Here is a 19,004-nt window from a genome sequence, read left to right as displayed (position 1 = left end):
AACAGGAGGTAGGTTATATGAAAGGTATTATAGGAACCCCTATGTATATGACAACACTCTTTCCTAAAAAACTATCAAACAAGATTAAAGACATTCCTTTAACAAAAGAAGCCAAAAAAAGACTAAAATGGATACAGCACTACCAAGATACAAAAAATATATCCAAAACCTGCAGATACTTCGGAATATCAAGAACTACCTTCTATAAATGGTTTGAAAGATACAAAAAAGACGGACTTGAAGGACTTCTTGATAGACCTAAAACACCAAAAAACACAAGAAAACCAACTATAAGAAATCAGTACAGAGAACAAATAATAAAAGTCAGGAAACAAAACCCAACTTGGAGCAAAGAAAAAATATCGGCATATCTACAAGAAGAAAAAAACATAAAAGTATCACCATCTACAGTGTATAAAGTATTAAAAGAAGAAGGATTAATAGAGAGAACAAAATCAATTAAAATACAAAACAAAAGAAAAAAGAGTATAAAGAAGAAAAGGACAAAAAGAGGCTTGCAAGCACAAGCCCCAGGGGATGTAGTACAAATAGACGTAAAACACCTGAACATCGCAGGTGCAACATATTACCAATTCACAGCTATAGATAAGTATAGCAGATTTTGTTTTGCACGGGTATATGAAAGTAAAAATTCAAAGAAAACAAAAGAATTTTATATTGAGTTAAATGAGTATTTTGAATTTGAGATAAAGAGGGTACAAACAGATAACGGGAGTGAGTTTTTAGGGGAGTTTAACAAGTATTTAACGGATATAGGAGTGGAGCATTACTTTAGCTATCCAAGGAGTCCAAAGACTAATGGTGTTGTAGAAAGATTGATAAGGACAATAGAAGAGGAGTTATGGTTGATAGAGGGATTAGATTACACATTAGAGGAGATGAATAAGAAGTTAAGGAAGTATGTAAGGAAGTACAATTTTATAAGGCCACATCATTCTTTAGGATACAAAAGACCAGCAGACATTGTTTATGGAGTATGATAAAATTTTTAGGTGAAGGTGTTCACGATGTATAGAACTCATACACAAATAAAAAAATTCACTGTATATTATTTAATGTAAATTAATTTTTTAGGAGGTAGTAGATATGTTAAACACAGTCAGAAGTAACAACAAGGGTTTCACCCTCATTGAGCTCCTCATCGTTATCGCAATCATCGCAATTCTTGCATCCATTGCCATTCCCCAGTACATGAAGTATCAGCAAAAGGCAAAGGTTTCTTCCTATGCAGAACCTTTAGCACGAGCTTGCTTGATGGACTTAGCTGCATACTGTGTAGAAAACCCACCAACAGATACAGGCCAGATAACCATCGATCAAACTAATGGTAAAAATTGTGCATCTCCAGTAAATACACCTGGGGGGCAGGTTACTATAAGTGTAGCAAATATAAACTGTCAGGATAGTGGATCTTTAACTGGCGGAACTGTTACTGCAGCTTTATCAGGCGTTTCAGATTATAAAGCTGTATGTACTGCTAAACCTGAAGGATTTAAGTGTACGGTTCAATAATAATCTAAGTATCTTAGGCAGGCTCTTGGCCTGCCTTTTGAGGTAATCAAAATGAAAGCAGAAGAAGGCTTCAGTTTGATAGAACTAATAATTGTGATAGTGATAATCTCAATACTTGCAAGTATTGCACTACCTAGCTATATGAAGTATAAAAATAAATCTAAAGTAACCTCCTATGCTTTGCCTATTGTAAAGGCCTGTGCTTACGATGCAGCAGGTGAATGTCAAGAGAGAAATATAAATTCAACTACGACAATAGATGTATCTACATTAAAAAATTGTCAAAATACCATAGTTCCAAACAGTAGCCTTCAAATAAATATTTCTGGGACTATAACCTGTGATACTAATGGCTATGTTTCTAATGGAACTATTACAGGAAATTTAAACGGTATAACAGATTATACAGCAAAATGTTTTTTTAATAATAAAGGAGTAATATGTACCGTAGAGTAATAAATGTAAACATATTGCTTGCACTTATTATAATCTTATATGTATTTTCATTGTTTCCTGTGTTTTCTACAGGTGATGGTGGAGGGTTAGTAGTAGCAAGCCATCTACTTGGAATAGCCCATCCCCCCGGATACCCTTTTTATATTGAGTTATCAAAACTTTTCTCCCTATTACCTGTAGCAAACATTGGAATAAGAATTGGTTTACTTACAGTTATATTTTCAGCTTTATCTCTTTATTTACTTTACTTGATTGTTACGGATTTAACAAACAAACCTATATATGGATTGATTAGTGTGTCCTTTTTAGCTGTTTCTTACTCTTTTTATTATAATTCGGTTGTTATAAAGTTTTATACTTTAAATTTATTTTTTATCTTATTACTTACTTATTTAGGTATAAAAGTCCTAAAAAGTGACAACTTAGACAAAAGATTAGTCTATCTATCCGCATTTTTACTGGGTATAGGATCTTCTATTCATCATACACTTCTGATAATGTTTTTACCTTTGTTTATCGTAGGTTTGTATTACTGTAGACAGTTTGTTAGACTTATTCCACTGTCTTTTTTATTTTTTATTATTGGTTTTTTTGTTAATTTACATTTATACATACGAAGTATAAAAGATACTTTCTCTGCAGCTCATAAAGCTGATACTCTTGAAAGGTTTATAGCAATGATTCTTAGAAAGTTTTACGGAGAAAGTTCTTCTATTGATGCAACAAAAGGTGTAGTTAGTACTATTGACTCTTACATATACACATTAAAAAATCTATTCTATCTTTTTAGTGTCAATTTTTCGTATGCTTTTGTATTTTTAGCATTTATTGGTGCTTACTTACTTTACAAAAGTAATAAGAAATTATTCTTATTTTTGTTTACTTCGTTCTTTTTATATTCTGTTATACTAGGCAAAATAACTTTGAGTAGTGAAGTTTTGGACTTAGCAACTGTTTATGTGTCTGGAAATCAGTACTTTTTACCTGCATTATCTTTTCTCATCGTTTTTTGCTGCTACTTTTTATATAAATTTTTTGAGTTTTTAAAAGAAAGGGGTTTTAATTTTGTTTATAGTGTAATTTTACCAGTACTTGTTGTTTTTCCTTTTACATTTTTGTTTTCCCGATTTGTAGAAACCAATCACTTTAACAACTGGGTTCCTTACTACCACGCAAAAGATTTACTATCATACAGTCCTGTTGCATCTTTGGTTAGTACTTATGGGGATAATCATACATTTGAACTTTGGTATCTAAAGCTTGTTGGTAGATACAGAGATGATGTTTGTCATATAACATCACACTACTATAATAGTATTGAATGGAGAGTGGAAGGTTGTAAACCTAAAGAAATTTATAAACCTTTAATTCCTGAATTTTTTGCAGGAAATTTAAATGAAATTATGAATAAAAAAATATTTATATCAACTGTTGCACTTGCACCTACTCATCCACTGTATAATTTTGTAGAAATAAAACCTTTCTTATTTACATTTTTTTATGTAAATAAAAATGATACTACACCGCCTCAGTGGTATAATAGAATAAATATAGAAAAGGCAAAATTTCTATCAACAGATGTCTGTCTTAATCATAATGTAGATGATCCGTTTACTTTAGAGATGTGTAATTTCTTTTCAAATGCATATTTAGTTTTAGCAAGTAGTATTGTTCCGACATTTAAACTCAATGAGATCGATGTTGATGCATCTATCTCTTATGGTAAATTTTTAGCACCTTTTAGACTTAAAATATACTTATCTCCACAGAATCAATCATTTATAGAAATTTATAAAGCTTTGAGAGCGTATAATAATCCAAAACAATCTTATCTTTTACCGGAGGAGTAAGTGAGTAAAAGAGTTATCTTTTTTATATTAATTGTAGCTTTACTTTCATTAACTTTAAGAAGTTTATACACACAAAATAAGTTTATAAGCTTAGCAAAAAATCAAGCAGGTTTAGAAAAAATTAAATCTTTAGAAAAAGCTATTCTCTTTTACGTCCCTTTTAGTCCCTTTAATGAAATTGCAATTAATGAATTAAAAAAGGAATGTCAATCATTTTCTAAAAATGATGAAAAATTATACTGTTATGAAACTATTAGGTCAAGTCTCTTACAAATAAAAAATGTATACCAGCCATATAAAGAAACGTTAGATGAAATAATTCCAATAATTGCATCCTTGAGGGCCAAAGAGATGATAAATTGGGAATTTAACAATTATAAAGAAGAAGATTTTAATAAACTATATGAAAGTCAACTTAAATTGTTAAAATATGACAACACACCATCTACTTTTTGGAGCTTTATTGTAGGTTTTTCTTTAATAGGATGGATATCGTCTATAATATTTTTAATCTGGAAAGGATTAGGTGAGAATATAGATGCTGTTAATATTTTTAGCAGTTTAATAGCATTTCTTGCATTTTTTAGTCTATGGATTTTAGGATTGTATATGGCATGAAGGTGTTAATCTTAAATAGAAGGTGTATTAAGCATCCTGAAAAAGGTGGTGCTGAGGTATATACTATGGAAATTGCTAAAGGTTTAGTAGAGAAAGGGTTCCAAGTTGAATGGTTTTCCTCAAAACCCAAAAATCTAAAAGAAAAGGAAACAATAAATGGGATAAATTTTATAAGAAAGGGAAATGAAATTACAACTCATTTATATGGTTTTTTATACGCTCTAAAAAAGGACAAGAGTTGGATTATAATTGATGAGTTTAATGGAATAGGTTTTTTTACTTTTCCTTTAAAAAATTCTATACTTTTAATTCATCAACTGTATAAAGAATTTTGGACTGCTGAATTAGGTTTGATCGGAAATATATTTAAATTTATAGAAACTATCTTATTAAGGTTGTATAAAAATAAATTAACTATTACCGTTTCTAACTCTACTTATCAAGATTTGATAAAATTAGGTTTTAATAATATTTCTATAATAGAAAACGGTTTAAATATATCTCCTTTAGAAAGGAAACCAGAAAAAGAAAAAGTTTTAACTTTAGTTTACTTAGGCAGATTAAAAAAAACAAAAAATCCAGAAGATGCCATAAAAGCCTATATCTTAGTTAAACGAAGAATAAAAAACGCTAAAATGTTTGTTATAGGGGAAGGTCCTTTACTTAGTTATCTTAAAAATAAATATACGGATTTTCAGGATATCACATTTACAGGATATTTAGATGCATCAGAAAAGTATAAAATCTTAGAAAAATCTCATTTTATACTTATTCCAAGTATAAGAGAAGGTTGGGGACAAGTTGTAATAGAAGCAAACGTTTTTGGAACTCCAGCAATAGGTTATAATGCTCCTGGTCTTAAAGATAGTATAAAAAATGGAGATACAGGTTTCTTAGTTTCCAATTATAAAGAAATGGCAGATACGATATTAAAAGTTTGGGAAAGTAAAGATTTGTATGAAGAACTCTCCAAAAATTGTATCGAATGGGCAAAAAACTTCTCATGGGAAAAAACAAGACAAAAGTTTTTAAATTTATTGAAGGCTCTGAGATGAAATATTTAGTTGTTTTACCTACATACAATGAAGCTGAAAATATAAGGAAGGTTTTGGACAGTTTAATGAACTATGAAAATATTCATGTTTTAGTAATAGATGATAACTCTCAAGACGGGACTGCAGAAATCGTTAAGACATATCCCGAATTTAATAATAAGGTTTTTTTGATACAACGTCCATATAAAATGGGATTAGGTACAGCGTATGTAACAGGATTTAAATGGGGTCTGGAAAGAGGTTATGATATTTTCTTTGAAATGGATGCAGATTTATCCCACGACCCAAAAGATATACCAAGATTTATAGAAAAAATGAAAGAAGGTTATGACGTAGTAATAGGTTCTCGTTATATAAACAATACTATCAGTGTAGTGGGATGGGATTTTAAAAGATTACTTATTTCTAAATTCGGCAACTGGTATGCTACAACTATTTTAGGCTTAAAACAGTTTTCAGATATTACCAGTGGATATAGAGCATACCGAAGGACTTGTTTAGAAAAGATTGATTTAGATAAGATTAAATCAAATGGATATGCATTTCAGATAGAGATGGCTTACAAACTCTATAAAAGAGGTTGTAAAATAACAGAAATTCCTATTATTTTCTATGAAAGAAACGGCGGCTCCTCAAAAATGAGTAGAAAAATAGCCTTGGAAGCAGCTATTATTGTATGGAGGTTAAAGTTTGGAAAAGCATAAAGGCTATCAGAGATTATTAGAGGAAGGCGAAAAATCGACAAAAGAAAAATTAATTTTTAAAATAAGTTCTAAATACAAATTTTTAGAAAGAAAATATTGGGAGTTATCGAGACTAGGTTTATATGGTTTAAAAGATATTCCTAATATAAAGACAGCTTCAAAAATTTTAGATATAGGTTGTGGTTCAGGATCAAGTTTTGTTTATATAAAAAATTTTTTAAATCCTAACGCGGACTTTCTGGGAGTAGACTTACATAAAAATCAAGAACTTCCGGATTTCGTGAGTTTTAAAGTTTGTGACATAGATAAAGATGCATTACCTTACGAAGATGGATCAATAGATTTAGTAATCTCAATTTATGTATTGGAACATTTGTACAACCCAGGCAATCTGTTTTCTGAAGCTTATAGAGTTTTAAAAAAAGGTGGATATTTTTACTGCGTAACTGAGTACTACACCAGTTTGTTTTGTCCAGATAAATATAATTTTTATCAAGATCCTACTCATGTTAGACCTTGGACTAAAAGAGCAATTAAATCATTGGGAGAGATGAAAGGATTTGATAATATAAAAGTTAAAAGAGTTAGACCTATAGAATACTTGGGAATAATACCTTTTATACCATTATTAGAGGTTTTTAAAATTGCTGATGCATCATTTACTTTTTATCAATTTTTATTTGGAAGTACAGTAATTTTTGTAGGGAAAAAGACCAATGAGTAAAGTTGTACTTTTAACTTTAAATTGGAACAACTGGGAAGATAGTAAAAATTTTTTAGATAGTGTTTTTTTTCTTGATTATAAAAACTACGATATAATTTTTATTGATAACGGATCAAATGATAATTCTGTAGATAGCTTGATTTCTTTCTTAACAAATAAAAATTTAAATTATAAAATAATAGATGAAAATAACACAATAGAAAATATAGGTGAAAACTCTCGATTTTATATAATAAAAAACGATGAAAATTTAGGTTATACTGGTGGATTTAATAAAGGATTAGAATTTATTTTAAACAATGCAAGAGATTATGAGTTTATCTGGATATTAAACAACGATACAATCCTTAATAAATCATCTTTGGGGAACTTGGTTAAATGTTATTATGAAGCCATAAGCAAAAACATAAAAGTTGGAGCTATAGGGTCTAAAATATTGTATCCTAACGGAGAACTACAAATGCTGGGAGGATGTACTTTATATCAAATTAGAGGCACAGCAGGAAGAATAAATAAAGTAAACGACTATTACTGGGTTAGAAATGGATTTTTATTTACAAAAAAACATTATCCATATTTTCTACCATTTGTGTTTTTTTCCTATTTTTTTAAATACACGATTGTTCGCAAATTAAAAAATCTACCGTTTAATTTTGATGCTTATGTTAGAGGAGTAAAAGATTTTTTTGACTAATAAATTTGGTGAAATAAAGTGAAAATACTTCATCTTATCTACGATCATATAAATAATCCCTGGGTTGGTGGTGGTGGAGCTGTAAGATGCCATGAACTCAATAGAAGGTTGGCAGAGAAAGGTCATAACATAACGATAATATCAGGTAGATATCCAAATGCTAAGGATTATGCGGAAGGAAATTTAAAGTTTAAATTTTTAGGAACTGACAAGAGTTATAAATTGAGTGTTTTTTCTTATGCATTTGAATCGATTAAATATCTAAAAAATCATGCTAAAGATTATGACATTATAGTTGAGGATTTTGCTCCTTGGAACCCAGTTTTTTCATTTCTATTCCATAAAGAAACAGTACTACAATTGCATCAAAGAGAAGGATTACAGATTTTAAAAAGATATGGTTTTTTTGGTTTGCCTTTCTATTTAATAGAAAAGATTTATCCTCGTATTTACAAAAATATTATTTGTGTTTCTGAAATTTCTCTTAACAAGTTTAAATTAAAAGGAAAAATCATTCCAAATGGCGTAGATGAAAAAATTATAGAAAAAGATATAAATATAGGTAATTATATTGGATTCATTGGAAGAATAGATATATTCACCAAGGGCTTAGACTTACTTTTAGAAGCTTTCAAAGACATAAAATTTCCTCTTAAAATAGCAGGTAAAGGAAAAGATGAAATAAAACTTAAAAATTTAATAACTGAAAAAGGATTAAATAACAATGTTGAAATTCTCGGATTTTTAACTGGTCAAGAAAAAGTTAATTTTATAAGAAATGCAAAATTTATAGTTATGCCTTCAAGATACGAAGCTCAGAGTATTGTTACTTTGGAGGCTGCTGCTATGGGAAAACCTCTTATTGTTAGTGATATTCCAGAGCTGTCTTATGTTGTGGAAAATGGTTTTGGGTTAAGTTTTAAAAGGGAGGATCCAGAAGATTTAAAAGATAAGATAATAACTTTGTGGAAAAATGAAGAGATGATTTTACAGATGGGTAAAAATGCAGTAGAATACGCAAAAAATTTAACATGGGATAAACTTTCTACTGAATATGAAAAATTTTTAATAGAAACCTTAAACAATGATTAGACACTTCTTTTATCTATCAGTAATGTTTTTCTATATTAACGGTATTGGATATGTTTTTCACTTTATAATTAGTAGGAAGTTGGGTCCTGAAGGTTATGGAGAATTTATGGTTTTATATTCATTTATGTTGACTGTAGGTTTTTTTTCAAATACATATCCAACAATCGCAATAAAGAATATTCTTGAAAATAAAGAAGAAAAGTTAGGAGTCCTGAGATTTTTAAGAATAGTAGCTTTTATAACAGGGCTTTTATTTTTTATTGTGCTTTCTTTATTATCTCCCTATTTAAAAGATTTTTTACATGTTAGTAGTAGTTTTTCTATTATTATCATTGCTTTAGTCTCTTTTTTAATTTTTTTAGAAAATGTAGAAAAGGGTTATTTACAAGTTGAAAATAGATTTGGTATGTATTCTTTTTTAAATGGATTAGAACTTACTTTGAGACTTTTATTTGCAATAATTTTTGTTGAGATTGGTTTTTGGATAAATGGAGCTTTATCTTCTACCGTATTCTCTATGTTTTTTAGTTTAATCCTACTTATGTATATAAACAAAAATCTCTTTGGTGAAATAAAAAAACTTCCTTTTAAAAGGATAATAAAATCTTTTTTCTTAGTAAGTCCATCAGGATTTTTCGTGTATGCTGATGATATATTTATAAAGCGTGTTTTTGATCCCATAACAGCAGGGTATTTTGCTTCTGCATCAATCTTAGGAAAAGCTTATATATGGTTTATCTTAACTTTATTCTCTATAATTTTTGTAAAAGTTTCAGAAAAAAAAGAAAAAGCGTTTAAATATGTAAAATATTTTTTTATATTTATAATCTTTACTTTTGGAGTTATACAAATACTTCTTTCACTTGTAGGAGAAAAAGTGTTTTTATTACTTTTTGGTGATAAATATTCTCAGGCTTATGAAATACTACCGCTTTATATTTTTTCTATACTACCTCTTTTAATAAATTTAGTTATCTACTATGTCAATATATCTTTAGAAAAAGCTTTTGTTAGTGTATATCTACATTTGATACTTTATTATTGTGGTTTTGTTTTTATAAAATTTGCTTCTGTAATAGATTACCTTACTTATATTTTTATCATTAATGCTGTGTTTTTAATATTTAATCTTTTTCTCTTTTTAAAGAAATTCCAAGATGCTCATAAGCAGAGTATACAGCAATAATTATAAATATCACTAAAAATAAACCAAAATATTTAAAGATTAGAAGATAAGATTCTAATAAGAAATAAGCTATTATCAAAAGTAGCATTAAAAAGATAATATTTTTCTCCCCTTTATCAATTTTAATATTCAATAACCTTCCTAAAATGGTTGTTTTAGAGAGTTTAACAATTCCAGAGATAAGAATATAACTGATAAAAATTTTTATTAGTATTACAACGAAAATAGTAACTTTATTAAGTACAGGTGTTGAACTTATTAAATCGTAAAGTTCAATTTTTCTTGAAATAATGTTAACAATTGACAAAATTAAAAATGCATCAAATAAAAGTAAAGCCAGTAATCCTGTAGGTTCCTTTACTGAATCGCCATTTAAAACGGATTGATTTTCTTGAACACGATCTATAATCTCTATATCAGCAAAATCTTTTATTTCGTCTTGAATATCTTTAAAAAATCTTTCATCCAATTTAAACTCAAAAAAGCCCTTTTCTTTTAAAGAGGTAAATAAATTTTTGGTATCAACATTATATTTTTTTAGAATATTCAATACTTCTCCAGTTTTATCTTTAGATTTTATGTAAAGTCTTAATACAACAACACTCATTACAACCCCCCAAAATCCTATAGGTCTTGCTAATATTATATCAGTATAAATAATTTTTTTCTTTTAGAGACTTTTTAGAAATTTCATTATAATACATATTAAAATTTAATATGTGTTTTTTAATATAATAAACATTATATTACACGATAGAGAGAAAAAATCAACCTATAATTTGATATAATACTTTAAAAAGCAAAGGTAGAGATATGAAAAAACTACCAATAGGAATATCAAGCTTAGAAAAGTTAAGAAGAGAAAATTGCTATTATGTTGATAAAACCCATTTTGTAGAAAAACTTGTAAACAAAGGAAATCAATTTTTCTTAAGTAGACCCAGAAGATTTGGAAAGTCTCTCTTTGTTGATACTCTAAAACAAGCTTTTTTAGGTAATAAGCAGCTATTTGAAGGATTGTATTTAGAAAATAACTGGGATTGGAGTAAAAAATATCCCGTTATACACATAGATTTTGGTGGTAGAAATATAAAAGATATTACCATCCTTAAAAAATGGATTATAGAACAACTTAAAGAACATCTTAACTTTTACAGTATAGAGATAGAAGAGGAAGAAGATTACGGCTTTTTATTCAGAAGTATAATTTTAAAGCTATACCAAGAGTATAAAAACCCTGTTGTAGTCCTTGTAGATGAGTACGATAAACCAATCCTTGATAATATAGAAAACACAGAAAAAGCTATAGAAATAAGAGAAATTTTAAAAGATTTTTACAGCGTTTTAAAAGCTTCTGACCAGTATTTAAAATTTGTATTTTTAACAGGAGTATCACGATTTTCAAAAGTATCTATATTTAGCGGTTTAAATCAGCTTCAAGATATTACCCTTTCTCCTACCTTTGCAACTATATGTGGATATACCCAATCAGAACTTGAAACAGTGTTTAAAGATAGGTTAGAAGGAGTAAACTTAGAAGAACTAAAATATTGGTATAACGGCTATAATTGGCTTGGTGAAAAGGTTTACAATCCTTTTGATGTTTTATTGTTTTTAAGTGAGAAAATATTTAGACCTTACTGGTTTGAGACTGGAACTCCTACATTTTTGATGAAGCTTATTTTAAATAACAAAGTATTTTTACCAAAGCTTGAAGAAATAAAAGCAAACGATGAGATACTTGCCAACCTTGATGTAGACTTTTTGAAGATTGAGAATTTACTCTTTCAAACAGGTTATCTAACCATAAGAGAAACTAAAAAATTAGGATTAAGGACTATCTACATCCTCACTTATCCAAACTTTGAAGTAAAATCAAGTTTTAACAACTTTTTCCTATCAGATATACTTCCATCAGTATCAGACAAGGAAGATGCTCAAAACAGTATAGTAGAAGCTATAGAAGAGAACGATTTAGAAAAGATAAAAACAGCCCTACACAGCTTCTTTGCAAGTATACCAAACGATTGGTATAGGAAGAATGATTTAGACAGCTATGAGGGATTTTACGCATCTGTGGTATATGCACTATTTACCGGAAGTGGGTTAAACACAAAAGCAGAAGATACAACAAACATAGGGAAGATAGATTTAACAGTATTTTATCAAGATAGAGCTTATATAGTAGAGTTTAAGGTAGTAGAGAAAGAAGCTGAAAAGAGAGCTTTAAATCAGATAAAAGAGAAGAAGTATTATGAAAAGTATATAGGCAGCTACAAAGAGATTTATTTGGTAGGGATAGAGTTTAGTAAGGAAAAGAGGAATATAGTTTATTTTGAGTATGAGAAAGTAGAAAGTTTATAGTAAACTAAACATAACTACTGCCTTTTTAAAAGCTCATTTATGAATAAAGCATAAATCTTTTTAAAGTTGAATAAAGCTGTATCTTTGATAGATTCTTTTAAAACTTTTTCATAAAGTACATCTAAATCTTGTTTCTTTACTTTTTTTGTTTTAGCTACTGCCAAAGCATCTTCTATATCTTGTGTTGTTCCTCTTCTCAGTTTCATAATAATATAATCTTCTGGGCTTAAAATTTTGATTGTAAGTAAATCACTCTGATAAACTATTTGACTTCTTTCTCTATAACCAGATGGCATAGAGATAACACTCCAACCTGACACATTTTCACTTAAATCACTTTCAAAACCTTTAGATTTTAAATAAAAGTAAAGATCTTCTATATTACCTTGTTGTATTTCTGCATCCAAGTCGTAAGTAAACCGAAATTCTACATCATAAAAAGGTAATGCTAAAGCTCCAACCAGTATAAGCTCTAATGGTTCTTTTTTTTCTATTACAAACTGCTTTAGTAATTCTAAAATTTTTTCTTTGTCATTCAATACTTCTTAAAACCTCAAAAATTTTTCTTACTTCTACATCTGATAGCTTTTCGTTAACTTTTGGTAGAGGCTTTTCTCTTTTTATAAGGTAAGAATAGTTGTTGTAGATTATACAGGCTTTTTTGTATATCTCTTCGGGAATATTAAACTCTTCCCAATCTACAGATCCATTAACAGCTATTTCGTAAGGTAGCAAGTTAATTCCAGCTCTGCTTGATAGCAGCTCTTCCAATGTTGCTTTTTCTTTTCCGTATAAAGTTTTTAACTTTAATGTTATTTCTCTTTCCATAAACAGTAATATAATGAATGTTTAAAATATTTTCAACACATAAAAAATCTTGTCAGAAAGTTAAATTAGAAGTAGTTTTATATTAGTAAAAGGCTGTAAAGAGGACTAAAATGTTAGATTATTATGTATTACTATTTTTTATTCTAATGTTTGTTGGAAATTTGTTTTTAGCACTATACAAATATTTTTCTGAATCAAGTCAGTATGAAGCAGAAGAGATATACAATAAACTTATCAACAATGATAACATCAACAACAGCCTTAAGCATAATAACTACTCTATTTTAAACTACGACGATGATACCAACTATTGCACAGACCCAAGATACAGCTTCTTAGGTTGTAATATTTTCCATCACGATGATGATTTTTCGTCTGATTTTTCATACAATAGTAGTGATATTTGTACTAACCCGGCTTACAGTTTCTTAGATTGTAATATCTTTCATGATGATAGTTTTTCAAGTAGCTGGAATGATAGTTTTAGCAGCTGGGATAGTTATAGTAGCTGGGATGATAGTTTTAATAGTTCAAGTAGCTGGGATTAAACAATCTTTATATAGATATTTCCTCTTTCTCCGGATTTACTTATATAACCTTCACCTTTTACTTTTATAATTGATTGTTTTGTAAAGTTTGGAGGAACTTTTATTTGAAGTATCTCGTTTAAAGGGTTTTTTATACGGATGTATTCATAACTGGAAATATCTTCATCTATCTTCAAGTTTAAAATTAAATCTTTACCGGACTTTTCAAAAAAGCCTGTGTCTAATTTAAATCTAACTATTAAATCTCCGTTTTTGCCACCGTTTAAACCACAGTTTCCTTTTCCCTCTATCCTAATTTTATCTCCTGTTTCAACACCTATAGGCACATTAAAAGTAGCTTGGTCTTTTGTTTTTATATAACCAAAACCTTTACAGGTTTTACAAGGATTTTTTACTACAAACCCTTTTCCAAAACATTTAAAACATATTACCTTACCTATTTTTGTTTGGATTCTGCTCTCTCCATCACATTTATCACACTTTACTATCTGGCTGTAAGAGGTTATAGAGCTTCCCTCACACTCTGGGCATAAAACTTTTCTTTCGTAAGATATAGTTTTTTCTTTACCTAATATACCATCTTGAAGTGAGACTGCTACAGTAGTTTTTATATCTAATCCTTTTAAAGGTTTGTCAGTAAAACCTAAAAAGTCTAATACCTTTTCTTCTAATATTCTGGTTAAGGAATTTTTATTGATATGTTTGTCATAATCTTGTCTTTTTTCCGGGTTTATTAAAGTTTCATAAGCTATGTTTAATACTTTAAAGATTTCTTTACCATTTGGGTTTATGTCTGGATGAAATAGTTTTACTTTTTTCCTGTAGGCTTTTTTTATCTCTTCAGGAGTAGCGTTAAAAGCTACTCCCAAAAGTTTATAAAAGTTCATCAGGTTATTTCTTCTTCCTCTACTGAAACTACTACTTTTGCAGGTCTTATAACTTTACCTTTAAAGGTATAGCCGTGTTGTAAAACTTTAACTATTTGGTTTGGTTTATACTCTTTAGATTTTACAGTCTCTATCGCTTCATGAAGCATTGGATTAAATTCTTGAGTATCTTCTATCTTTTCAATTCCAAAGTTTTTAAGAAGGTTTACAACTTGGTAATGGGTCATCTGTATACCTTGGAGTATGGAGTTAATGTCGTTTGTGTATTTGAAGCTTTCTAATGCTTTTTCAAAGTTATCTACTACTTCTAAGAACGCCTTGGCAAACTTTTCTATAGCCTCTTCTTTTATCTGTTCTTTTTCTTTTATTGTTCTTACTTTATAGTCTTCAAAATCTTTCTGGATAGCTTGGTATAAAGCACTTAGTTTTTTTGCTGCGTCTTCTGTTTTTTGGAGTTTTGCTTTTAGCTCTTCATTTTCTTTTTTTAGTTGCTCAATTAACCCATCTTTATCTATAACTTCTTCTTGAGTTTGCTGATTTTCTTGGTTGTTTTCTTGCTCAGTTTCTTGCTGAGTTTGATCTTTATTTTCTTCCAAGTTTGTACCTCCATTTTTTTTACTTTTTAAATATAAAATATATCTTTTAAGGAAGTTATTCAAGGGTAGCTCATAGGAATATATCCTCGCCATAAATATTTAAATCTATAAACTCATCTGCAGCTTCTATAAGCTCTTTTGCCGTTGTTTGTTTAAACGCTGCAATCTCTACTTTTACACCTTTTGTTTGAAGGTACTTTACAAGGTCCTTAAAGTCTCCGTCTCCTGTTGTAAGAACTGCTACGTCAATCTTATCTGCCAATGAGATGGCATCTATGGCAATTCCCATGTCCCAGTCTGCTTTAATAGTAGTCCACAAATTTCCTTCTTCATCTAACCTTTTAAAGATTTTAGGCTCTTTTTCTCTTACCTGATAACCAATATGTTTTAAGGTATTTATAAAGCCTTTTTGGTCAACTCCGTGAAGCTTTACAATGTAGGCAAAAGCCCTAACTAATATCCTATCTCCAACTGTCTTTTGGAGAATACTTTCAAAGTTTACTTTTCTGTTAAAAGTATCCCTTGCAGAGTAATACAGATTTTGTATATCTACAAACACAGCAACTCTTTGATTGTTGTAAATTCTTTTATTCATGATGCTCCTTAAGAGTTTTTATTGAATTATAACATAAATGTGATAAAATTATCTCTATGGAAATTTTTTCAACCGGGTTTAATTATAAGACAGCTCCTGTAGAAATAAGGGAAAAGTTAGCAATTACAGAATCAAACTACCAGTCTATCTTAGAGAAGCTAAACTCTCTTGATAATGTATACGAAATATGTGTTATATCTACCTGTAATAGAGTTGAGTTTTACGGTGTTTTTGATGGAGATGAGTCTTTAAAGTATGAAATCCTAAAAGTACTTTCTCAATACTCTTCAATACCTATCAATATTTTAGAAAAACATGTATTTTTTTATACAGGCAGAGATGCTATAAGACATATTTTTAGAGTTTCTTCAAGTTTAGATTCAATGGTTATAGGAGAACCCCAGATAGTCTGTCAGTTTAAAGAGTCCTTTTCCCTTGCAAAAGAGTACAAAGCAGTTAGACACATACTAACAAGGCTTTTTGACAAAGCCCTAAATGTATCTAAAAAAATAAGAACTTCTACAGGAATATCCAAAAAAGCAGTATCTATAAGTTATGCAGCTGCTTTACTTGCAAGGAAAATATTTGGAGATTTAAAGGATAAATCTGTACTGGTGATAGGTGCAGGGGAGATGGCAGAGCTTGCTGCAAAGCATCTGTCATCTATGGGTGTAAAACATATCTTTGTATCAAATAGAACATTTGAAAGAGCTGTAGAGCTTGCAGAAAAAGTCAACGGAAGCGCAATAAGATTTGACAAAATTTTAGAATTTTTACCAGAGGTAGATATTGTAATAGTATCAACAGGTGCAACTCAACCTATATTAAAAAAGGAAGATATAAAAAAAGCAGTAAAAAACAAAAGAGAGCCCTTATTCATAATCGATATATCAGTTCCGAGAAACGTAGAAGATGATGTTAATAAAATTGAAGGAGTTTACCTTTACAACATTGATGACTTAAAATCTATCGTAAACTCAAACATTGAAGAAAGAAAGATAGAAGCTCAAAGGGCAGAGCTTATAGTAGAAGACGAAGTAGAGAAGTTTATAAAGTGGTTAAACACTCAAAAGGTAAACCCTTTAATAACTCAGATAAGAGATTACGCAGACCAACTTAGAGAAAAACAGTTAGAAAGACTTTTTAAACAGATACCATACCTAACAGAAAAAGAAAAAGAAAATATAGACTTAGCCTTCAGATCTTTAATAAACAAGCTACTACACAGACCTACAATGTATATAAAAGATAAAGCCTCGAAAGAAGGTAATGATTTATACATAAAAATCATAGAAGAGATGTTTAGCTCAAAGTGGGATTTAAGAAACAAAAAGCAAGAGAAGGAAAGTGTTAGAGAAGACTAAAAAATTTTTCTTCACTTTTTTAGTTATTTTATCTGTATCATTCATATTTAAAGAAATCTCAGATTACTTAGACAGACAAAAAATATTAGAAAAGATAAAGTACTCAAATAATACTTTAGAAAACTTTTACTTAGTGTCAAAAGCAGACCAAACCTATACCCTAACAGGATCAAAGATGGTAGTTAAAGGAGATAATATCTTTATAGAAAATCCAAAAGGGCATTATGAAGGGGAAAAGGGAAGTTTTGATTTAAAGTCTAAAGAAAGTACTTACCATACAAAAGAGAAAGTAGCAAAATTCTATAAAGACGTAATTTTTACGGGTAAAGATATTGATATAAAAACCGAATATATAGTTATAGATACACAAAAGAATATAGTTTATAATGATACTGATACATTAATCTACTCGCAAGAGATGACTACAAGAGGGAAAAATTTATTTTTAGATATGGAAAAGGAGTTTTTAAAGTTGGATGAAGTAAACAGTGAGTATAGAGGTAAAAATGGTTAAAGTGTTGGTTGTTTTAGTTTTGATTTTTAGTGTTTCCTTTGCCCAAATAAATAAAACCGAGAACAAAAAAGAACCTGTTGTTATAAACGCAGATAAGCTAGAATACTACAACAAAGAAAAAGTAGCTGTCTATTCTGGGAATGTAGATGTAAAAAAAGGAAACTTTAATTTAAAGGCTGATACTGTAAAGATATACTTAGACGAAAAAGGAGATGTATCTAGAATATACGCAGTAGGAAACGTATACTTCCAACAAGAAAACAAATGGGGAAAATCGAAGGAAGCTGAGTACTACAAAGATAAAAATCTAATAATCCTTAAAAACAATGCAGAAGTCCATCAAGGTAAAAATGTTGTTGAAGGAGATGAGATTTATTATTATATAGACGAAGAGAAAGCAGTTGCAACATCAAAAGGTAGTAGAGTAAGGTCTGTACTATTTCCTAAAGAAAAAGAGGAAAAATGAACTATTTAGAGTTTTTTGGGTTAAAGGAAGACCCTTTTAAGATTAATCCAGACCCTGATTACTTTTTTGAAACTTTAACCCATAGAAAAGCTTTAAACCTTCTTTGGTACACTTTAGAATCAAAAGAAAGTTTTGGAGTCATTATAGGAGAACCGGGAACAGGGAAAACAACAATATTAAAGAAATTTTTAAAAAGCCTGCCTAACAAGTACACAACTGCAGTAATACTAAACCCTTTTTTATCTCCTGAAGAGTTTTTAAAGACACTTTTAGATGAGTTTAAGATAGAGTATGATGAAAAAAGTTTAAAAAATGAGATGTTGAAAAAGATTTACACTTTTCTTGAAGAGCAGCTATCCAATGGAAAAAAAGTTTTAGTAGTAATTGATGAAGCCCAACTTCTACCAGATGAAACCTTAGAAGAGATAAGATTACTTTCAAATCTAGAAACGGATAAAGAAAAACTAATTCAGTTTATATTAGTAGGACAACCAGAGTTTGAAGAAAAACTTTTAAACCCAAAACTAAGACAACTCAACAATAGAATATCAAATAAATACTTTTTAGAACCTTTATCAAAAGAAGAGGTGGAAAAGTATATAAACCATAGGTTAAAGATTGTTGATTTTAAGGAAATAAAGTTTGATAAATCTGCGATTGATGAAATTTACAGTAAATCTAAAGGCATTCCAAGGTTGATAAATCTAATAGCTTCAAGGTCGTTAATGGTAGCATTCTTAAAGAAGAAAACAGTGATAGAAAAGGAAGATATTCTGAAAAGTCTAACTGCATTAAACCAAGATGTCTTTGAAGATGCAGAAAAATCAAGCAACATCAAAGTTTACTTAACATTTTTTTTAATTTTAACTGCTATTTTTATGGTACTATGGTATATATTTAGTATACTTAAAAACATAATAGGGGTTTAAA

Annotated in this window: 23 protein-coding genes and 1 pseudogene; 18 read left to right on the top strand and 6 right to left on the bottom strand. The window is 29.2% G+C overall.

Features of this window, described 5'->3' with window-relative positions; translation table 11 throughout:
* Positions 1-17 precede the first annotated feature (17 nt).
* From SULAZ_RS04920 to SULAZ_RS04870, 12 genes and pseudogenes are all read left to right on the top strand, one after another.
* Positions 18-1,001 carry an IS481 family transposase gene (locus SULAZ_RS04920; RefSeq protein ID WP_012673450.1) on the top strand — a complete coding sequence of 328 codons (984 nt, stop codon included), beginning with the start codon at positions 18-20 and terminating at the stop codon, positions 999-1,001.
* 106 nt (positions 1,002-1,107) lie between these two features.
* Positions 1,108-1,173 (top strand): annotated as a pseudogene (locus SULAZ_RS09330) (prepilin-type N-terminal cleavage/methylation domain-containing protein); the annotation flags it as partial.
* Positions 1,174-1,275: 102 nt separating this feature from the next.
* Positions 1,276-1,533, top strand: coding sequence for a hypothetical protein (locus tag SULAZ_RS09325; protein WP_228357504.1), 258 nt, complete (start codon positions 1,276-1,278; stop codon positions 1,531-1,533).
* A 51-nt stretch (positions 1,534-1,584) separates the two neighbouring features.
* A complete protein-coding gene (locus SULAZ_RS09225; RefSeq protein ID WP_012674144.1) occupies positions 1,585-1,989 on the top strand; it encodes a prepilin-type N-terminal cleavage/methylation domain-containing protein in 405 nt (134 codons plus the stop codon).
* Positions 1,974-3,839, top strand: coding sequence for a protein O-mannosyl-transferase family (locus SULAZ_RS04905; protein ID WP_012674315.1), 1,866 nt, complete (start codon positions 1,974-1,976; stop codon positions 3,837-3,839). The genes SULAZ_RS09225 and SULAZ_RS04905 overlap by 16 nt, the downstream gene beginning before the upstream one ends.
* Positions 3,840-4,457, top strand: coding sequence for a hypothetical protein (locus SULAZ_RS04900; protein WP_012674165.1), 618 nt, complete (start codon positions 3,840-3,842; stop codon positions 4,455-4,457).
* Complete coding sequence (locus SULAZ_RS04895; protein WP_012674272.1) at positions 4,430-5,512, top strand: glycosyltransferase family 4 protein; 1,083 nt, start codon at positions 4,430-4,432, stop codon at positions 5,510-5,512. The genes SULAZ_RS04900 and SULAZ_RS04895 overlap by 28 nt, the downstream gene beginning before the upstream one ends.
* A complete protein-coding gene (locus tag SULAZ_RS04890) occupies positions 5,509-6,216 on the top strand; it encodes a polyprenol monophosphomannose synthase (protein WP_012674754.1) in 708 nt (235 codons plus the stop codon). The genes SULAZ_RS04895 and SULAZ_RS04890 overlap by 4 nt, the downstream gene beginning before the upstream one ends.
* Positions 6,203-6,940 (top strand): class I SAM-dependent methyltransferase, encoded by a 738-nt coding sequence (locus SULAZ_RS04885; protein WP_012675051.1) that lies wholly within the window; start codon positions 6,203-6,205, stop codon positions 6,938-6,940. Before SULAZ_RS04890 ends, SULAZ_RS04885 begins: the two co-directional genes overlap by 14 nt.
* Positions 6,933-7,634, top strand: coding sequence for a glycosyltransferase family 2 protein (locus SULAZ_RS04880; RefSeq protein ID WP_012673935.1), 702 nt, complete (start codon positions 6,933-6,935; stop codon positions 7,632-7,634). The genes SULAZ_RS04885 and SULAZ_RS04880 overlap by 8 nt, the downstream gene beginning before the upstream one ends.
* A gap of 18 nt (positions 7,635-7,652) precedes the next feature.
* Complete coding sequence (locus SULAZ_RS04875; RefSeq protein WP_012674883.1) at positions 7,653-8,726, top strand: glycosyltransferase family 4 protein; 1,074 nt, start codon at positions 7,653-7,655, stop codon at positions 8,724-8,726.
* Complete coding sequence (locus tag SULAZ_RS04870) at positions 8,719-9,912, top strand: lipopolysaccharide biosynthesis protein (RefSeq protein WP_041675840.1); 1,194 nt, start codon at positions 8,719-8,721, stop codon at positions 9,910-9,912. The genes SULAZ_RS04875 and SULAZ_RS04870 overlap by 8 nt, the downstream gene beginning before the upstream one ends.
* On the opposite strand, the gene SULAZ_RS04865 is transcribed toward SULAZ_RS04870, so the two are convergent.
* Positions 9,851-10,519, bottom strand: a complete 669-nt coding sequence (locus tag SULAZ_RS04865; protein WP_041675838.1) for a hypothetical protein — start codon at positions 10,517-10,519, stop codon at positions 9,851-9,853. The genes SULAZ_RS04870 and SULAZ_RS04865 overlap by 62 nt on opposite strands.
* Before the next feature lie 206 nt (positions 10,520-10,725).
* On the opposite strand from SULAZ_RS04865, the gene SULAZ_RS04860 reads away from it, so the two are divergent.
* Complete coding sequence (locus SULAZ_RS04860) at positions 10,726-12,276, top strand: ATP-binding protein (RefSeq protein WP_012674561.1); 1,551 nt, start codon at positions 10,726-10,728, stop codon at positions 12,274-12,276.
* A gap of 14 nt (positions 12,277-12,290) precedes the next feature.
* Here the strand turns inward: SULAZ_RS04860 and SULAZ_RS04855 are convergent, their stop codons facing one another.
* A complete protein-coding gene (locus SULAZ_RS04855) occupies positions 12,291-12,815 on the bottom strand; it encodes a nucleotidyltransferase (RefSeq protein WP_012673855.1) in 525 nt (174 codons plus the stop codon).
* Complete coding sequence (locus SULAZ_RS04850; protein WP_012674408.1) at positions 12,808-13,104, bottom strand: hypothetical protein; 297 nt, start codon at positions 13,102-13,104, stop codon at positions 12,808-12,810. Before SULAZ_RS04850 ends, SULAZ_RS04855 begins: the two co-directional genes overlap by 8 nt.
* Positions 13,105-13,214: 110 nt before the next feature.
* On the opposite strand from SULAZ_RS04850, the gene SULAZ_RS04845 reads away from it, so the two are divergent.
* Positions 13,215-13,652 carry a hypothetical protein gene (locus SULAZ_RS04845; protein ID WP_012674383.1) on the top strand — a complete coding sequence of 146 codons (438 nt, stop codon included), beginning with the start codon at positions 13,215-13,217 and terminating at the stop codon, positions 13,650-13,652.
* Here SULAZ_RS04845 and SULAZ_RS04840 read toward each other — a convergent pair.
* From SULAZ_RS04840 to SULAZ_RS04830, 3 genes are all read right to left on the bottom strand, one after another.
* Entirely contained in the window at positions 13,649-14,539 is an 891-nt protein-coding gene (locus tag SULAZ_RS04840; RefSeq protein WP_012674105.1) for a DnaJ C-terminal domain-containing protein, read from the bottom strand. The two genes, SULAZ_RS04845 and SULAZ_RS04840, sit on opposite strands and share 4 nt — an antisense overlap.
* Positions 14,539-15,135, bottom strand: a complete 597-nt coding sequence (locus SULAZ_RS04835; protein ID WP_012673435.1) for a nucleotide exchange factor GrpE — start codon at positions 15,133-15,135, stop codon at positions 14,539-14,541. Before SULAZ_RS04835 ends, SULAZ_RS04840 begins: the two co-directional genes overlap by 1 nt.
* A gap of 70 nt (positions 15,136-15,205) precedes the next feature.
* Complete coding sequence (locus SULAZ_RS04830; protein ID WP_012674687.1) at positions 15,206-15,730, bottom strand: LabA-like NYN domain-containing protein; 525 nt, start codon at positions 15,728-15,730, stop codon at positions 15,206-15,208.
* Between the two features lie 56 nt (positions 15,731-15,786).
* Here SULAZ_RS04830 and hemA point away from each other — a divergent pair, with 56 nt between their 5' ends.
* The 4 genes from hemA to SULAZ_RS04810 are packed head-to-tail and all read left to right on the top strand — an operon-like array spanning position 15,787 to position 19,003.
* Positions 15,787-17,094: a glutamyl-tRNA reductase gene (gene hemA, locus SULAZ_RS04825; protein WP_012673705.1), complete on the top strand. Its 1,308-nt coding sequence runs from the start codon at positions 15,787-15,789 to the stop codon at positions 17,092-17,094.
* Positions 17,078-17,608 (top strand): LPS export ABC transporter periplasmic protein LptC, encoded by a 531-nt coding sequence (lptC, locus tag SULAZ_RS04820; protein WP_012674726.1) that lies wholly within the window; start codon positions 17,078-17,080, stop codon positions 17,606-17,608. The genes hemA and lptC overlap by 17 nt, the downstream gene beginning before the upstream one ends.
* Positions 17,601-18,074 carry a lipopolysaccharide transport periplasmic protein LptA gene (gene lptA / locus SULAZ_RS04815; protein WP_012673740.1) on the top strand — a complete coding sequence of 158 codons (474 nt, stop codon included), beginning with the start codon at positions 17,601-17,603 and terminating at the stop codon, positions 18,072-18,074. Before lptC ends, lptA begins: the two co-directional genes overlap by 8 nt.
* Positions 18,071-19,003, top strand: coding sequence for an ExeA family protein (locus SULAZ_RS04810; RefSeq protein ID WP_012674947.1), 933 nt, complete (start codon positions 18,071-18,073; stop codon positions 19,001-19,003). The genes lptA and SULAZ_RS04810 overlap by 4 nt, the downstream gene beginning before the upstream one ends.
* The last annotated feature ends 1 nt before the right edge of the window (position 19,004 follow it).

This window comes from Sulfurihydrogenibium azorense Az-Fu1, assembly GCF_000021545.1.
GTDB lineage: Bacteria > Aquificota > Aquificia > Aquificales > Hydrogenothermaceae > Sulfurihydrogenibium > Sulfurihydrogenibium azorense.
Note: the sequence above shows the minus strand (reverse complement) of the source record. Positions and strands in the feature narration are given on the sequence as shown.

What these genes read in the sequence shown, in the direction of transcription:
- SULAZ_RS04920 (WP_012673450.1), top strand. Translation starts at nt 18, where the DNA reads ATGAAAGGTATTATAGGAACCCCTATGTATATGACAACACTCTTTCCT.
- SULAZ_RS09325 (WP_228357504.1), top strand. Translation starts at nt 1,276, where the DNA reads ATGGACTTAGCTGCATACTGTGTAGAAAACCCACCAACAGATACAGGC.
- SULAZ_RS09225 (WP_012674144.1), top strand. Translation starts at nt 1,585, where the DNA reads ATGAAAGCAGAAGAAGGCTTCAGTTTGATAGAACTAATAATTGTGATA.
- SULAZ_RS04905 (WP_012674315.1), top strand. Translation starts at nt 1,974, where the DNA reads ATGTACCGTAGAGTAATAAATGTAAACATATTGCTTGCACTTATTATA.
- SULAZ_RS04895 (WP_012674272.1), top strand. Translation starts at nt 4,430, where the DNA reads ATGGATTTTAGGATTGTATATGGCATGAAGGTGTTAATCTTAAATAGA.
- SULAZ_RS04890 (WP_012674754.1), top strand. Translation starts at nt 5,509, where the DNA reads ATGAAATATTTAGTTGTTTTACCTACATACAATGAAGCTGAAAATATA.
- SULAZ_RS04880 (WP_012673935.1), top strand. Translation starts at nt 6,933, where the DNA reads ATGAGTAAAGTTGTACTTTTAACTTTAAATTGGAACAACTGGGAAGAT.
- SULAZ_RS04870 (WP_041675840.1), top strand. Translation starts at nt 8,719, where the DNA reads ATGATTAGACACTTCTTTTATCTATCAGTAATGTTTTTCTATATTAAC.
- SULAZ_RS04865 (WP_041675838.1), bottom strand. Translation starts at nt 10,519, where the DNA reads ATGAGTGTTGTTGTATTAAGACTTTACATAAAATCTAAAGATAAAACT.
- SULAZ_RS04860 (WP_012674561.1), top strand. Translation starts at nt 10,726, where the DNA reads ATGAAAAAACTACCAATAGGAATATCAAGCTTAGAAAAGTTAAGAAGA.
- SULAZ_RS04850 (WP_012674408.1), bottom strand. Translation starts at nt 13,104, where the DNA reads ATGGAAAGAGAAATAACATTAAAGTTAAAAACTTTATACGGAAAAGAA.
- SULAZ_RS04845 (WP_012674383.1), top strand. Translation starts at nt 13,215, where the DNA reads ATGTTAGATTATTATGTATTACTATTTTTTATTCTAATGTTTGTTGGA.
- SULAZ_RS04840 (WP_012674105.1), bottom strand. Translation starts at nt 14,539, where the DNA reads ATGAACTTTTATAAACTTTTGGGAGTAGCTTTTAACGCTACTCCTGAA.
- SULAZ_RS04830 (WP_012674687.1), bottom strand. Translation starts at nt 15,730, where the DNA reads ATGAATAAAAGAATTTACAACAATCAAAGAGTTGCTGTGTTTGTAGAT.
- hemA (WP_012673705.1), top strand. Translation starts at nt 15,787, where the DNA reads ATGGAAATTTTTTCAACCGGGTTTAATTATAAGACAGCTCCTGTAGAA.
- lptA (WP_012673740.1), top strand. Translation starts at nt 17,601, where the DNA reads ATGGTTAAAGTGTTGGTTGTTTTAGTTTTGATTTTTAGTGTTTCCTTT.
- SULAZ_RS04810 (WP_012674947.1), top strand. Translation starts at nt 18,071, where the DNA reads ATGAACTATTTAGAGTTTTTTGGGTTAAAGGAAGACCCTTTTAAGATT.